At 63.5% G+C, this 14,076-nt stretch carries 14 protein-coding genes and 1 tRNA gene; 14 read left to right on the top strand and 1 reads right to left on the bottom strand.

What is annotated here, in order from left to right; genetic code table 11:
- The first annotated feature begins 12 nt into the window (after positions 1 to 12).
- Together carB and greA are read left to right on the top strand one after the other, a co-directional pair.
- Complete coding sequence (carB, locus tag F462_RS02900; RefSeq protein ID WP_038051420.1) at positions 13 to 3,246, top strand: carbamoyl-phosphate synthase large subunit; 3,234 nt, start codon at positions 13 to 15, stop codon at positions 3,244 to 3,246.
- Positions 3,243 to 3,722: a transcription elongation factor GreA gene (gene greA / locus F462_RS02895; protein WP_018141830.1), complete on the top strand. Its 480-nt coding sequence runs from the start codon at positions 3,243 to 3,245 to the stop codon at positions 3,720 to 3,722. The genes carB and greA overlap by 4 nt, the downstream gene beginning before the upstream one ends.
- A 17-nt stretch (positions 3,723 to 3,739) precedes the next feature.
- Here the strand turns inward: greA and yhbY are convergent, their stop codons facing one another.
- Entirely contained in the window at positions 3,740 to 4,039 is a 300-nt protein-coding gene (gene yhbY, locus F462_RS02890; RefSeq protein ID WP_038051419.1) for a ribosome assembly RNA-binding protein YhbY, read from the bottom strand.
- A 68-nt stretch (positions 4,040 to 4,107) separates the two neighbouring features.
- Between yhbY and rlmE the strand changes: the two genes are divergently transcribed.
- The 12 genes from rlmE (at position 4,108) to nuoE (ending at position 14,075) form a co-directional block, all read left to right on the top strand.
- Positions 4,108 to 4,734: a 23S rRNA (uridine(2552)-2'-O)-methyltransferase RlmE gene (rlmE, locus tag F462_RS02885; RefSeq protein ID WP_038051418.1), complete on the top strand. Its 627-nt coding sequence runs from the start codon at positions 4,108 to 4,110 to the stop codon at positions 4,732 to 4,734.
- Positions 4,735 to 4,776: 42 nt separating this feature from the next.
- Complete coding sequence (gene ftsH, locus F462_RS02880) at positions 4,777 to 6,741, top strand: ATP-dependent zinc metalloprotease FtsH (protein WP_038051416.1); 1,965 nt, start codon at positions 4,777 to 4,779, stop codon at positions 6,739 to 6,741.
- A gap of 170 nt (positions 6,742 to 6,911) precedes the next feature.
- A complete protein-coding gene (folP, locus tag F462_RS02875; protein WP_371180487.1) occupies positions 6,912 to 7,733 on the top strand; it encodes a dihydropteroate synthase in 822 nt (273 codons plus the stop codon).
- A complete protein-coding gene (gene glmM, locus F462_RS02870; protein ID WP_038051413.1) occupies positions 7,733 to 9,073 on the top strand; it encodes a phosphoglucosamine mutase in 1,341 nt (446 codons plus the stop codon). The genes folP and glmM overlap by 1 nt, the downstream gene beginning before the upstream one ends.
- A gap of 146 nt (positions 9,074 to 9,219) precedes the next feature.
- Positions 9,220 to 9,987 carry a triose-phosphate isomerase gene (gene tpiA / locus F462_RS02865; RefSeq protein ID WP_038051412.1) on the top strand — a complete coding sequence of 256 codons (768 nt, stop codon included), beginning with the start codon at positions 9,220 to 9,222 and terminating at the stop codon, positions 9,985 to 9,987.
- A complete protein-coding gene (gene secG / locus F462_RS02860) occupies positions 9,984 to 10,367 on the top strand; it encodes a preprotein translocase subunit SecG (protein WP_038051410.1) in 384 nt (127 codons plus the stop codon). The genes tpiA and secG overlap by 4 nt, the downstream gene beginning before the upstream one ends.
- A gap of 22 nt (positions 10,368 to 10,389) precedes the next feature.
- Positions 10,390 to 10,474: transfer RNA gene (locus F462_RS02855), tRNA-Leu, on the top strand.
- 264 nt (positions 10,475 to 10,738) lie between these two features.
- Positions 10,739 to 11,095 carry an NADH-quinone oxidoreductase subunit A gene (locus F462_RS02850; protein ID WP_018141822.1) on the top strand — a complete coding sequence of 119 codons (357 nt, stop codon included), beginning with the start codon at positions 10,739 to 10,741 and terminating at the stop codon, positions 11,093 to 11,095.
- A complete protein-coding gene (locus F462_RS02845) occupies positions 11,086 to 11,562 on the top strand; it encodes a NuoB/complex I 20 kDa subunit family protein (RefSeq protein ID WP_012982122.1) in 477 nt (158 codons plus the stop codon). Before F462_RS02850 ends, F462_RS02845 begins: the two co-directional genes overlap by 10 nt.
- Before the next feature lie 17 nt (positions 11,563 to 11,579).
- The gene (locus F462_RS02840; RefSeq protein WP_038051409.1) at positions 11,580 to 12,299 is read left to right on the top strand and encodes an NADH-quinone oxidoreductase subunit C; all 720 of its coding nucleotides are present in this window, start codon (positions 11,580 to 11,582) and stop codon (positions 12,297 to 12,299) included.
- Positions 12,292 to 13,545, top strand: coding sequence for an NADH-quinone oxidoreductase subunit D (locus F462_RS02835; RefSeq protein WP_038051408.1), 1,254 nt, complete (start codon positions 12,292 to 12,294; stop codon positions 13,543 to 13,545). The genes F462_RS02840 and F462_RS02835 overlap by 8 nt, the downstream gene beginning before the upstream one ends.
- Positions 13,545 to 14,075 carry an NADH-quinone oxidoreductase subunit NuoE family protein gene (gene nuoE / locus F462_RS02830; protein ID WP_038051406.1) on the top strand — a complete coding sequence of 177 codons (531 nt, stop codon included), beginning with the start codon at positions 13,545 to 13,547 and terminating at the stop codon, positions 14,073 to 14,075. The genes F462_RS02835 and nuoE overlap by 1 nt, the downstream gene beginning before the upstream one ends.
- The last annotated feature ends 1 nt before the right edge of the window (position 14,076 follow it).

Below are 14,076 nucleotides of genomic sequence, written 5' to 3'. Positions count from 1 at the left end.
GAGAGCTGCTCCATGCCCAAGCGTAACGATATCCAGAGCATCCTGATCCTCGGGGCCGGCCCGATCGTGATTGGTCAGGCCTGCGAGTTCGACTACTCCGGCGCCCAGGCCTGCAAGGCCCTGCGCGAGGAGGGTTACCGGGTGATCCTGGTGAACTCCAATCCGGCGACCATCATGACGGACCCGGAGATGGCGGATGCCACCTATATCGAGCCGGTCGACTGGCAGACGGTCGCCAAGATCATCGAGAAGGAGAAGCCGGACGCGATCCTGCCGACCATGGGTGGCCAGACCGCACTGAATTGCGCGTTGGACCTGTCCCGGGAAGGCGTGCTCGAGAAGCACGGGGTGGAGATGATCGGCGCCAATGAGGCGGCGATCGATATGGCCGAGGACCGCGATCACTTCAAGGCCGCGATGGCCGACATCGGCCTGGATACACCGACCGCGATGCTCGCGCACTCCTGGGAGGAGGCGCAGGAGATCCAGCCGAAGATCGGCTTCCCGGTGATTATCCGGCCGTCGTTCACCCTCGGCGGTTCGGGTGGCGGGATCGCGTACAACCGCGAAGAGTTCGAGTACATCGTCAAGAACGGGATCGACCTCTCGCCGGTCAACCAGGTGCTGCTGGAAGAGTCGGCGCTTGGCTGGAAGGAGTTCGAGATGGAGGTGGTCCGCGACAAGGCGGACAACTGCATCATCATCTGCTCCATCGAGAACCTGGACCCGATGGGCATCCACACCGGGGACTCGATCACCGTGGCCCCGGCGCAGACGCTGACCGACAAGGAATACCAGATCATGCGTGACGCCTCGCTGGCGGTGCTGCGCAAGATCGGCGTGGAGACCGGTGGCTCCAACGTGCAGTTCGCGATCAACCCGGAGAACGGGCGCATGATCGTGATCGAGATGAACCCGCGGGTGTCGCGCTCCTCCGCGCTGGCCTCCAAGGCAACCGGTTTCCCGATCGCCAAGGTCGCAGCCAAACTGGCGGTCGGATATACCCTCGATGAGCTGAAGAACGACATTACCGGCGGACTAACCCCGGCCTCGTTCGAGCCGTCCATCGACTACGTGGTCACCAAGATCCCGCGCTTTACCTTCGAGAAATTTCCGCAGGCAGACGCGCGTCTGACCACACAGATGAAGGCGGTGGGTGAGGCGATGGCCATTGGCCGCACCTTCCAGGAGTCGTTCCAGAAGGCACTGCGCAGCATGGAGACCGGCATGGACGGGCTCGACGAGCGGATCGACCTGACCGCTGACGACGTCACCGACCAGTTGCGTACGAAGCTCGCGAACCCGACGCCCGAGCAGGTCCTGTATGTGGCCGATGCCTTCCGTGCTGGGTTCTCGATCAAGGACGTCTTTGATCTGACGGCCATCGACCCCTGGTTCTTGGCGCAGATCCAGGAATTGGTGGATATCGAAAAGGGCCTGCGCGATCGCATCCTGGGCGAGATTGGTGCCGAGGAGATGTTCCGCCTGAAGCAGCGCGGCTTCTCCGACCTTCGTTTGGCGAAGTTGCTGAACGAGACTGAGAAGGCCGTGCGCAAGCACCGCCACGGCTTGGGCGTACGCCCGGTCTACAAGCGGGTGGATACCTGTGCGGCCGAGTTTGCGACGACCACTGCCTACATGTACTCCTCGTACGAAGAGGAGAACGAGGCGGAGCCAACCGACAAGCAGAAGATTATGGTCCTGGGGGGCGGGCCCAACCGCATTGGCCAGGGGATCGAGTTCGACTACTGCTGCGTGCATGCCGCCCTCGCGATGCGCGAGGACGGGTACGAGACCATCATGGTCAACTGCAACCCGGAGACCGTCTCCACCGACTACGACACCTCGGATCGGCTGTACTTCGAGCCGCTGACCCTGGAGGACGTGCTTGAAGTCGTCGAGACCGAACAGCCGGCCGGCGTGATCGTACAGTACGGCGGGCAGACCCCGCTGAAGCTCGCGCGGGATCTCGAGGCGGCCGGCGTGCCGATCATCGGCACCAGCCCGGACTCCATCGACCTGGCCGAGGACCGCGAACGCTTCCAGGCCCTGCTGAACAAGCTGGGGCTCAAACAGCCGCCGAACCGCACCGCGCGCAGCGAGGAAGAGGCCGAGAAGCTGGCCGACGAGATCGGCTACCCGCTGGTGGTGCGCCCGTCCTACGTGCTCGGTGGCCGGGCGATGGAGATCGTGCGTGACCGTGAGGATCTGCGCAGTTACATGAAAAATGCGGTGTCCGTCTCCAATGACGCACCGGTGTTGCTGGACCGTTTCCTGGACGACGCCATCGAGGTCGACGTCGACGCGATCTCGGATGGCGAGAACGTGATCATCGGCGGGATCATGGAGCACATCGAGCAGGCCGGCGTGCACTCGGGCGACTCCGCCTGCTCGATGCCGCCGTTCTCGCTGTCGATGGAGCTACAGGACGAGATGGTCGAGCAGGTGCGCAAGATGGCGCTGGGGCTGAAGGTCGTGGGCCTGATGAACACCCAATTCGCGATCAAGGGCGACGATATCTACGTGCTGGAGGTGAACCCGCGCGCTTCGCGCACCGTTCCGTATGTCTCCAAGAGCGTCGGGCGGCCGCTGGCGAAGATCGCGGCGCGTTGCATGGCCGGTCAGACCCTGCCGGAACAGGGCGTGGGTGACGCGGTGTATCCGGACTACTATTCGGTGAAGGAGTCGGTCTTCCCGTTCGCCAAATTCCAGGGCGTGGACCCGATCTTGGGGCCGGAGATGAAGTCCACCGGCGAGGTGATGGGGGTCGGCCGCAGTTTCGCCGAGGCCTTCGCCAAGAGCCAGCTGGGGGCGGGCGTACTGTTGCCGTCCACCGGCAAGGCCTTCGTGTCGGTGCGCGAGATCGACAAGCCGCATGTGGCCGAGGTCGCCCGGCGTCTGGTCGAGCTGGGCTTCGAGGTCCTCGCGACCCGCGGTACGGCGAAGATTCTGGAGGAGGCCGACATCGCGGTGACGCGCGTGAACAAGGTGACCGAAGGCCGCCCGCATATTGTCGACATGATCAAGAACGACGAGATCAGCTTCATCATCAACACCGTGGAGGGCAAGCAGTCGACCTCCGACTCCTACACCATTCGCCGCGAGGCGTTGATGCACAAGGTGGGTTATACGACCACCATCGCCGGGGCCAAGGCCACCGTGCAGGCCCTGGATCATCTGGGGTCGAATGACGTCTTCCGGCTGCAGGACCTCCACCAGGAAAATCTCGGGGGGAAAAGCGCATGAACAAGACGCCCTTGACCGTGACCGGCGCGGAAAAGATGAAGGAAGAGCTGAAAAAGCTAAAGGGTGAGGATCGCCCGCGCGTTGTAAACGCGATCTCCGAGGCGCGCGAGCATGGTGACCTTAAGGAGAATGCGGAGTATCACGCTGCGCGCGAGCAGCAGAGCTTTATTGAAGGCCGTATCCGCGAGCTGGAGTCCAAGCTTTCCAACGCCCAGATCATCGACGTGACGACCCTGCCGCAGACCGGCAAGGTCGTGTTCGGCACGACCGTAGTGTTAGAGGCGACCGAGGACGGGCGTCAGGTGACCTACAAGATCGTGGGCGAGGACGAAGCCGACATCAAGAACAACATGATCTCGGTGTCTTCGCCCATCGCAAGGGCGCTGATCGGGAAGGAAGAGGGTGATGTCGTGACCGTCCAGGCCCCGGGCGGGGAGACGGAATACGAGATCCTGGAGGTTCGTTACGTCAACTGACGCAGCCTGGGCTCGCGTCAGGCCGGGGCCAGGGCGACCTTCGGGTCGTCCGGGTTGCGACGGAACAAGGTGGCGATGTACCCAATGCGTTGCACCCGCTCGGCGCCGGTGCGTTCGCACAGTTCGTGCACGGCCCCGTTGCGGGCATCGCGGTCGCCGATGTTCACCTTGATCTTTACCAGTTCGTGGTGGGTCAGCGCCTGATCCAGCTCCGCGAGCACGGCATCGGTCAGCCCATTGCGGCCGATGGTCACGATGGGCTTGCGCGGATGGGCGAGGCTGCGCAGATGGCGGCGTTGCGCGTCGGTCAGATTCACAGGAGGCCGTTTTTCGGTGTTGAAACGACGGAATGATAGCACGCCGCTAACCAGTGAAAGGAGCGGGCATGTCCAAGCGTAGCCGCTCCAGCCAACGCTGGTTGAAGGAGCATTTCGACGACCCCTATGTGCAGCGCGCGCAGCAAGAGGGGTACCGTGGGCGTGCGGTTTACAAGTTGCAGGAGATTGACGAACGCGATCGGCTGTTGAAGCCCAGGATGCGGGTGGTCGATCTCGGTGCTGCCCCTGGGGGGTGGAGCCAGTACGCCGCCCAGAAGATCGGGCGCAAGGGCGTGTTGGTGGCCACTGACATCCTGCCGATGGATCTGATCCCCGGTGCCGAGCTTGTGATCGGCGACTTTCGTGAGGATGCGGTGCTGCAGGAGATCCTGGCCCGGCTGGGTGATGAGCCGGCCGATCTTGTGCTTTCCGACATGGCCCCCAACCTTACAGGTACGGATGCCGTGGACCAGCCGCGGTCCATCCATCTTTGTGAACTGGCGCTGGAGTTGGCGACCGAGATTCTGAACCCCCGGGGGGCGTTTCTGGTCAAGCTGTTTCAGGGTGAAGGATCCGATGCCTACCTGGCCGCGGTCCGGGCAAGGTTCGGATCGGTCAAGGTGCGCAAGCCGAAGGCTTCGCGCCCACGGTCACGTGAAGTGTATGTATTGGCGCGCGAGCCCAGGGATGTGTAAAGCTCCCTGTAATTGACGATTGATGTTTTTCGAGGTGTCGTTTTGAACGGTCTGGCCAAGAATTTGATCATCTGGGCGGTGATTGCCGTCGTCCTGATGTCGGTTTTCAACAACTTCGGCCCGCAGCAGCAGACGCAGGATGTGCGGAGTATTACCTACTCCGAATTCATCCGCGACGTGCAGGGCGGTCGTGTCGACAACGTGACCATCAAGGGCGACAAGATCGAGGGTACCTCTCTGGAGGGGCAGAAGTTCACTACGGTGAACCCCAATGATCCGGGCCTGATCGGTGACCTGTTGCAGAACAATGTAGAGGTCAATGCCCACGAGGAGGCCGAGCGTTCTCTGCTCATGAGCATCCTCATCAGCTGGTTCCCGATCCTGCTGCTGATTGCCGTGTGGATTTACTTCATGCGTCAGATGCAAGGTGGCGGCGCCGGTGGCAAGGGCGCAATGTCTTTCGGCAAGTCCAAGGCCAAGCTGATGTCCGAGGACCAGGTCAAGGTCGGCTTTGGCGACGTGGCCGGCTGTGACGAGGCCAAGGAGGAGGTCACCGAACTGGTGGACTTCCTGCGCGACCCCTCAAAGTTCCAGAAACTCGGTGGTCAGATCCCTCGCGGGGTGCTGATGGTGGGGTCTCCAGGTACTGGTAAGACGCTGCTGGCCAAGGCGATCGCCGGCGAGGCCAAGGTGCCGTTCTTCAGTATTTCGGGTTCCGACTTCGTCGAGATGTTCGTCGGTGTGGGCGCCTCGCGCGTCCGCGACATGTTCTCCGAGGCCAAGAAGCATGCCCCCTGCATTATCTTCATTGACGAGATCGATGCGGTCGGTCGTCAGCGCGGCGCCGGTATGGGCGGTGGTCACGATGAACGAGAGCAGACCCTTAACCAGCTGCTGGTCGAGATGGACGGCTTCGAGGGCACCGAAGGGATCATCGTGATTGCCGCGACCAACCGTCCCGACGTGCTCGACCCGGCGTTGTTGCGTCCAGGCCGCTTCGACCGCCAGGTCGTGGTGCCGCCGCCGGATGTACGTGGCCGCGAGCAGATCCTCAAGGTCCATATGAAGAAGACGCCGATCGCCGACGACGTGCGCCCGGACTTGATTGCGCGTGGCACGCCCGGTTTTTCCGGTGCGGATTTGGCAAACTTGGTCAACGAAGCGGCGTTGTTCGCGGCGCGCTCCAACAAGCGCCTGGTGGACATGTCCGACTTCGAGCGCGCCAAGGACAAGATCATGATGGGCGCCGAGCGCAAGTCCATGGTGATGTCCGAGGACGAGAAGAAGCTGACCGCCTATCACGAGGCTGGGCACGCGATCGTCGGCCTGACCGTGCCCGAGCATGACCCGGTCTACAAGGTCAGCATCATCCCGCGTGGTCGTGCCTTGGGTGTGACCATGTTCCTGCCCGAGGAAGACCGGTACAGCCACTCCAGGACCCGTCTGGAAAGCCAGTTGGCGAGCCTGTTCGGTGGGCGCCTGGCCGAGGAGATTATCTTCGGTAGCGAGAAGGTGACCACCGGCGCCTCCAATGACATCGAGCGCGCGACCCAGATCGCTCGCAACATGGTCACCAAATGGGGCCTGTCGGAGAAGTTGGGTCCGCTGGATTATGGTGAGGAAGAGGGCCATCCGTTCCTCGGCGGGCAGATGGGCAAGTCCAAGCCGATGTCCGACGACACCGCGCGTCAGATCGACGCCGAGGTGCGGCAGGTCATTGACGTGAACTACCAGAACGCGAAGCAGATTCTTGTCGATAACATCGACAAGCTGCACGCGATGGCGCGGGCGTTGATGAAGTACGAGACTATCGACGACAAGCAGATCGAGGACATCATGGCCGGGCGCGAACCCCGCGAACCGGCCGACTGGGATAGCAATAGCGGTTCCGGTGGGTCGGCTCAGGCGTCGGATGATGCTGTGGACGGCGAAGGGGCCGACGACAGCCATAAGGGCCAGGATGACGACGACAAGGGCGTTGTTGGCGGCCCTGCGCCGCAGTCCTGATCGTTTGCTGACCGGATTGACCGGGGCTCCGGCCCCGGTCTTGGCCAAAGGCCGCCAGGCCCGGTTCCTGGCGGCTTTTTTGTTTTCATCTGGGGGATCCCGCCGTGCCCGTCGATTCGCTAGCGCTCCAATGTGGACGACATACCCTTGATCTAGGTCGTGTCCGGATCATGGGGATCCTCAATGTGACCCCCGACTCGTTCTCCGATGGCGGTCAGTACGACCGTGTCGAGGCCGCCCTGGTGCGTGCCCGCACCATGGTGGCGGAGGGTGCGGAGATCCTTGATATCGGAGGCGAATCCACCCGCCCAGGCGCCGAGGCGGTCCCGCTGGGGGAGGAACGCCGGCGGGTTCTCCCGGTGATTGAGGCCCTGCGCGCGGAGCTCGACGTACCGATCTCGGTGGATACGATGAAGCCGGAGTTGATGCGCGAGGCGGTCGCGGCGGGTGCCGGTTTGCTCAATGATGTGAATGGTTTCCGCGCGGACGGGGCGCTGGCGGTGGCAACGGAGGCGGCGTGTGAGCATGGAGTCGCGCTGTGCGCGATGCATATGCAGGGTGAGCCGCAGTCCATGCAGCACGCACCCCGGTATGCCGATGTGATCGCCGAGGTCCGTGACTTCCTCGACCGGCGTGTCGCCGAACTGACGCAGGCCGGCGTGCCCCGCGGGCAGATCCTGCTGGACCCCGGGTTTGGTTTTGGCAAGACGCTGGAACACAACATCACGCTGTTCCGGGGTCTGCCACAGCTGACGACGGCCGGCTTGCCGCTGCTGGTGGGGGTGTCGCGCAAGTCGATGATCGGTCAGTTGTTGGGCGATCGTCCGGTCGCTGAAAGGGGACCCGGAAGCGCCATCGCCGCCCTTTTGGCGACGCAGGCTGGGGCGCGTGTCCTGCGTGTGCACGACGTCGCGGCGACGCGCGATGCCCTGACGCTATACTCGGAGCTTGGAGCCGCCGTAGACGATCGCCAGGGAGCACGAGGGAGCTGATGGGCAAATATTTCGGAACCGACGGGATTCGCGGGCGTACCGGCGAGTGGCCGATGACCCCCGAGTTTGCATTGCGCCTGGGCTATGCCGTGGGCGAGGTATTGGGTGAAAACGGCCAGCGTCAGGGGCCGGTCCTGGTGGGCAAGGACACGCGCGTGTCAGGTTATATGTTCGAGTCGGCGCTAGAGGCCGGCCTGTCCGCCGCCGGTCTGGATGTCGCCCTGCTGGGGCCGATGCCGACCCCGGCCATTGCCTACCTCACGCATACCTTCCGCGCGACTGCGGGTGTGGTGATCAGTGCCTCGCATAACCCGTTTCACGACAACGGGTTCAAGTTTTTCACGCCCGAAGGCGACAAGCTCCCGGATGCCGCCGAGGCCGCCATCGAGGCCCGCTTGGACCAGCCGGCACAGGCAATCGATGGCGCCCGTCTTGGCAAGGCCGTGCGTATCGCCGATGCCGCCGGGCGCTACATCGAGTTCTGCAAGAGCGCGATCCCGTCCCGCTCCGAGCTGCGGGGCATGAAGATTGTGATTGATTGCGCCCACGGCGCGACCTATAACGTCTCGCCGCATGTGTTTGAGGAGCTGGGGGCGCGCGTCGAGATCCTTGGGGCGCGTCCGGATGGCTATAACATCAATGCTGGTGTGGGGGCGTTGCACCCGGAGAATGTTGCCGAGCAGGTGCGCGCCACGGGCGCGGATCTGGGGATTGCCCTCGACGGCGATGGTGATCGCGTCATTCTGGCCGATGCCGACGGAAACGTTGTCGACGGCGACCAGATTCTGGGCATCCTTGCGCTGGCGCACCAGGCGAATGGGGGCTTTGACGGTGGCGTGGTCGGAACCCTGATGACCAACCTCGGGCTCGAGCAGGCGCTGGCGGGTGTCGGCATCCCGTTTGTCCGCGCCAGGGTGGGGGATCGCTATGTGCTGGAAGAGCTCCGCCGCCGCGAGTGGACGCTGGGGGGGGAAGGTTCGGGCCATATCGTCTGCCTGGAGCACACCACGACTGGGGACGGCACCGTGGCCGCACTGCAGGTGGCCCATCTGATGCATCGCACCGGGCAACCCCTGTCGGCGCTCGCCGCGGCCATACCCAAACTACCGCAATGCCTCATCAACGTCCCCGTCACAGGGGGCGCCGCCGGTTGTCTGGAAGCCGATCCGGTGCGCGCCGAGGTCGCCGCGATCGAACGTCAGCTCGGCCGGCGGGGGCGTGTCCTGCTGCGGCCCTCCGGCACCGAGCCGCTGGTGCGGGTGATGGTCGAGGGCGAGGATGCTGACGAGACCCGTACGGCCGCCGAGCGCATTGCGGACAGTATCCGCGCCGCTATCTGACCTACCGTGTCGCGCTCAGCCGTCCGCCGCGGGTCGGCTTGGTTGATTTGCTCTCGGTGCGCCGGTAACATCCCGCCGCTCTAACCATCATGATCGGACCCCGTGTATCTGCGTCGGGTCCGACCGCTCGCAGGAGGAAGATCCGCATGCGCACGCCGCTGGTCGCCGGTAACTGGAAGATGAACGGTTCGCGAGACGCGAACCGCGCGCTCCTGTCCTCCCTGAAGGACCGTCTGGGTGCGATCCAGGGCGTGGACGTGGCGGTATGCCCGCCTGCGGTCTATCTGCCCGAGATTGCCGAGTCGCTTTCGGGTTCGGCGATTGCCGTGGGCGCGCAGGACTGCTCCGATGAGGCCTCCGGTGCCTTCACCGGTGAGCTTGCGGGCAGCATGCTGGCCGAGGTCGGCTGCCGCTACGTGATTGTCGGCCATTCCGAGCGCCGCGAGCGCCAGAACGAATCCAGCGCTTGGGTGGCCTCGAAGTTTGTCGCCGCCCAGGCCGCCGGCCTGACCCCGATCCTCTGTGTGGGTGAACAAAAGGCCGACCGCGAGTCCGGGCGCACCGAGTTGGTGGTGTCCGAGCAGCTGGACGCGGTGCTCGATGCGGCGGGTGTCGAGGCATTTGACCGCGCCGTGATCGCCTACGAACCGGTCTGGGCGATTGGTACCGGTTTGACCGCCACACCGGAGCAAGCCCAGGAAGTGCACGCCTTTATCCGTAATCGGGTCGCCGGGCGTGATCCGCGGGTGGCGGCCGAGCTCCGAATTCTGTACGGCGGCAGCATGAAGGCTGATAACGCGGCCGGGTTGCTGGCACTGGACGATATCGACGGCGGCCTGATCGGTGGAGCCTCGCTGGACGCCGAGGCCTTTACCGCAATCGTCCGCGCCGCGGGCGAGCGGGTCGGGGCATGATTTACGGCCTGCTATTGGTCGTCCAGGTGGCGGTGTCGATCGGCTTGATTGCACTGATCCTGATGCAGCACGGCAAGGGTGCCGATGCCGGTGCAGCCTTTGGTAGCGGTGCCTCGGCCACGGTCTTCGGGGCCGCCGGTTCGGCCAACTTCCTGAGCCGTTCGACGGCGTTCCTGGCCGTGGTGTTCTTCCTCAACAGCCTGACCCTGGCCTATCTGGCCGCCTCCAGCCCGGAGGCCGAAAGCCTGATGGATCAGATGGAAGAGGCGATGGAGGAAGAAGGCGATGGCCCGCCGGATCTCCCGGCCGAGGTGGTCCCGGGGCAGGAACCGGCGGACCAGGGTGCGCCGTCAGGTCGCCCGGACGATGTGCCTGACTGAGTACCGACATCCGTACGAATCGGCAGATGTGGTGGAATTGGTAGACACGCTATCTTGAGGGGGTAGTGGCGAAAGCCGTGTGGGTTCGAGTCCCACCATCTGCACCAAATTTCCGTAGGCACCGGTGTTAGGTATTCCTCTCCCATCGGGCCAAATAATAATAAAATCATTAAGTTACGAAATAACCAATACTTGACACCGTTTTTGGGCATCACCTAGACTCCGTGCCCGGTGTACGGTCCTGCCTCGCCTCGGCGAGATCGACCTGTACCCGCGCTTTCAACCAGCAACGCTGAACGGCTCGCCGGCGCGCTCGATCCACGCGACGCCTCGCGAACCTGCCCGCCCGAGGCGGCGTACGGGAGAGAGAAATGCTGGAAGGTTATCTACCCATCCTGCTGTTCATTGCAGTGGGCATCGTGATCGGCATCGTGCCGTTGGTCGTCGGTATGGCGGTGGGGCCGCGCAAGCCGGATGCCGCGAAGAATTCCCCGTACGAGTGCGGCTTCGAGGCCTTCGAGGATTCGCGCCTGAAGTTCGACGTGCGCTTCTACCTGGTCGCGATCCTGTTCATCATCTTCGATCTCGAGATTGCATTTCTCTTCCCGTGGGCGGTGTCGCTAGACACCATTGGCCTGTTCGGGCTTCTTGCGATGGCCCTGTTTCTTGTCATTCTGGTCGTCGGATTCATTTACGAGTGGAAGAAGGGGGCGCTGGAATGGGAATAGAAGGCGTTCTTGAGAAGGGCTTCGTCACCACCTCGGCGGACAAGCTCATCAACTGGGCCCGCACCGGCTCCCTGTGGCCGATGACCTTTGGTCTCGCCTGCTGCGCGGTCGAGATGATGCACGCGGGCGCGGCCCGCTATGACCTGGACCGTTTCGGGATCATCTTCCGACCCAGCCCGCGCCAGTCCGACGTGATGATTGTGGCCGGTACGCTGGTCAACAAGATGGCGCCGGCCCTGCGCAAGGTCTACGACCAGATGCCCGAGCCGCGCTGGGTGATCTCCATGGGCTCCTGCGCCAATGGCGGGGGCTACTACCACTACTCCTACGCCGTTGTACGAGGCTGTGACCGCATCGTGCCGGTCGATGTCTACGTGCCGGGCTGCCCGCCGACGGCGGAGGCGCTGCTCTACGGCATTATCCAGCTGCAGAACAAGATCCGGCGCACGAACACCATCGCGCGCTGACGCACCCGGGATTTCAGATGGCTGAACAAGACAACTGGATCGACGCCCTGCGGGCGGAACTGGGCGATGCCCTGGAGAGCCTGCACGAGGCGAACGACGAGATTACCGTCGATATCGTGCCTGGATCCTGGCGCGAGGCCGGCGAGAAGCTCCGGGATGCCCTCGGCTTCGAGATCCTGATCGACCTGTGCGGGGTGGACTACCTCGAGTACGGGCAGGATGAATGGGGCACAGACTCGGCGACGAATACCGGTTTCTCACGTGGTGTCGAGGCGGCGACGTCGGGCCGCTTCACGTTTGACGACGCACCGGGTGAGTCCAACTGGGACGGTCCGCGCTTCACTGTGGTGGCGCACCTGCTGTCGGTCGAGCACAACCGCCGAGTGCGCATGCGCGCCTGGTTGGATGACGAGGAATTTCCCGAGGTCGAATCGCTGGTGGAGGTCTGGGCCTCGGCCAACTGGTTCGAGCGCGAGGCATTCGACCTGTTCGGGATCCTGTTCTCTGGCCACCCTGACCTGCGCCGTATCCTGACCGACTACGGGTTTGTCGGGCACCCGTTCCGCAAGGACTTCCCGCTGATCGGCCACGTCGAGATGCGCTACGACGCCGAGCAGGCCCGCGTGGTGTACCAGCCGGTGTCCATCGAGCCGCGTGTGCTGGTGCCCAAGGTGATCCGCGAGGACCATCGCTACAGCGATGGCGAGAAGCCGGGCGAAGGAGCCGAGAATGCCTGAGATTCGCAACTTCACCCTGAACTTCGGGCCGCAGCATCCGGCCGCCCACGGCGTGCTGCGCCTGGTGCTGGAGATGGACGGCGAGGTCGTGCAGCGCGCCGACCCGCACATCGGATTGTTGCATCGCGGTACCGAGAAGCTCGCCGAGAGCAAGCCGTACAACCAGTCAATCGGCTACATGGACCGCCTCGACTACGTGTCGATGATGGCCAACGAGCACGGCTACGTGCTCGCCATGGAAAAGCTGCTGGGTATCGAGGCCCCGCTGCGCGCGCAGTACATCCGGGTGATGTTCGACGAGATCACACGGATCCTGAACCACCTGATGTGGCTAGGCGCGCATGCGCTGGATATCGGCGCGATGGCGGTGTTCCTGTACGCGTTCCGCGAACGCGAGGACCTGATGGACTGCTACGAGGCGGTCTCGGGTGCGCGCATGCATGCGACCTACTACCGCCCAGGTGGTGTGGCGCGCGATCTGCCGGGCACCATGCCCAAGTATCAGCCGTCCTCCTGGAAATCCCAGGAAGTGGTGGATGACCTGAATAAGATCCGCCAAGGCTCTCTGCTGGACTTCATCGAGGCCTTCACCGAGCGCTTCCCGGGGTGCGTGGGCGAATATGAGACCCTGCTGACCGACAACCGGATCTGGAAGCAGCGGACCGTCGGCATTGGCGTGGTCGATCCCGATCGGGCCAAGCAGCTGGGCTTTACCGGCCCGATGCTGCGCGGCTCCGGCATCGAGTGGGACCTGCGCAAGAAGCAGCCCTACGAGGTCTACGACCGCCTCGACTTCGATATCCCGGTCGGTGCCAACGGCGACTGCTATGACCGCTACCTGGTGCGTATCGAGGAGATGCGTCAGTCCAACCGCATCATTCGCCAGTGTGTGGACTGGCTGCGCCAGAATCCGGGCCCGGTGTTGCTGGAGGATCACAAGATCACCCCGCCCAAGCGCGAGGAGATGAAGGCGGACATGGAGTCGCTGATCCACCACTTCAAGCTGTTTACCGAGGGCATGTGTCTGCCGGAGGGCGAAGCGTATGCCGCCGTAGAGCATCCGAAGGGCGAGTTCGGGGTCTACCTGGTCTCGGATGGTTCCAACAAGCCCTATCGCCTGAAGGTCCGTCCGCCGGGCTTTGTGCACCTGTCCGCGCTGGACGAGATGGCGCGTGGCCACATGCTGGCCGACGTGGTTGCCATCATCGGGACCCAGGACATCGTATTCGGGGAGATCGACCGCTGATGGCTGCCGAACAGAAAACCGTCGCTTTCCACAAGCCCGCCGCGAAGAAGGTCGAACTGAGCGCTCATGAGCGTGAAGAGATCGACGCCTGGGTGGCACGCTACCCCGAAGACCAGAAGCGCTCTGCGGTGCTGGGCGCCCTGCGTGCGGTGCAGCACGAGGACGGGTATCTCTCTACCGCCAAGATGGACGCCGTGGCCGACTACCTCGGGCTGCCCGCGATTGCCGTGTACGAGGTTGGTTCGTTTTATTCGATGTACGAACTGGAGCCGGTCGGCAAACACACCATCATGGTTTGCGACAACATCTCCTGCATGCTGCGTGGCTCGGAGCCGATCATCGAGCATCTAGAGAACCGCCTGGGTATCAAGCGCGGCGAGAGCACTCCCGATGGCAAGTTCTACCTGAAGATGGAAGAGGAGTGTCTGGCGGCTTGCTGTGGCGCCCCGATGATGCAGGTGGATCACGTCTACTACGAGAATCTCACCCCCGAGAAGGTGGACGAGATTCTCGACGGTCTGGAGAAGTAGC

This window comes from Thioalkalivibrio sp. ALJ1 (genome assembly GCF_000745395.1).
GTDB lineage: Bacteria > Pseudomonadota > Gammaproteobacteria > Ectothiorhodospirales > Ectothiorhodospiraceae > Thioalkalivibrio.
The sequence above is the reverse complement of the archived record's forward strand: the minus strand, read 5'-3'. Positions and strand labels throughout refer to the sequence as shown.

Coding starts and splice junctions, on each gene's coding strand:
- greA (WP_018141830.1), top strand. CDS start 3,243: ATGAACAAGACGCCCTTGACCGTGACCGGCGCGGAAAAGATGAAGGAA.
- F462_RS02840 (WP_038051409.1), top strand. CDS start 11,580: ATGGCTGAACAAGACAACTGGATCGACGCCCTGCGGGCGGAACTGGGC.
- glmM (WP_038051413.1), top strand. CDS start 7,733: ATGGGCAAATATTTCGGAACCGACGGGATTCGCGGGCGTACCGGCGAG.
- F462_RS02835 (WP_038051408.1), top strand. CDS start 12,292: ATGCCTGAGATTCGCAACTTCACCCTGAACTTCGGGCCGCAGCATCCG.
- F462_RS02845 (WP_012982122.1), top strand. CDS start 11,086: ATGGGAATAGAAGGCGTTCTTGAGAAGGGCTTCGTCACCACCTCGGCG.
- F462_RS02850 (WP_018141822.1), top strand. CDS start 10,739: ATGCTGGAAGGTTATCTACCCATCCTGCTGTTCATTGCAGTGGGCATC.
- rlmE (WP_038051418.1), top strand. CDS start 4,108: ATGTCCAAGCGTAGCCGCTCCAGCCAACGCTGGTTGAAGGAGCATTTC.
- secG (WP_038051410.1), top strand. CDS start 9,984: ATGATTTACGGCCTGCTATTGGTCGTCCAGGTGGCGGTGTCGATCGGC.
- carB (WP_038051420.1), top strand. CDS start 13: ATGCCCAAGCGTAACGATATCCAGAGCATCCTGATCCTCGGGGCCGGC.
- folP (WP_371180487.1), top strand. CDS start 6,912: ATGGGGATCCTCAATGTGACCCCCGACTCGTTCTCCGATGGCGGTCAG.
- tpiA (WP_038051412.1), top strand. CDS start 9,220: ATGCGCACGCCGCTGGTCGCCGGTAACTGGAAGATGAACGGTTCGCGA.
- nuoE (WP_038051406.1), top strand. CDS start 13,545: ATGGCTGCCGAACAGAAAACCGTCGCTTTCCACAAGCCCGCCGCGAAG.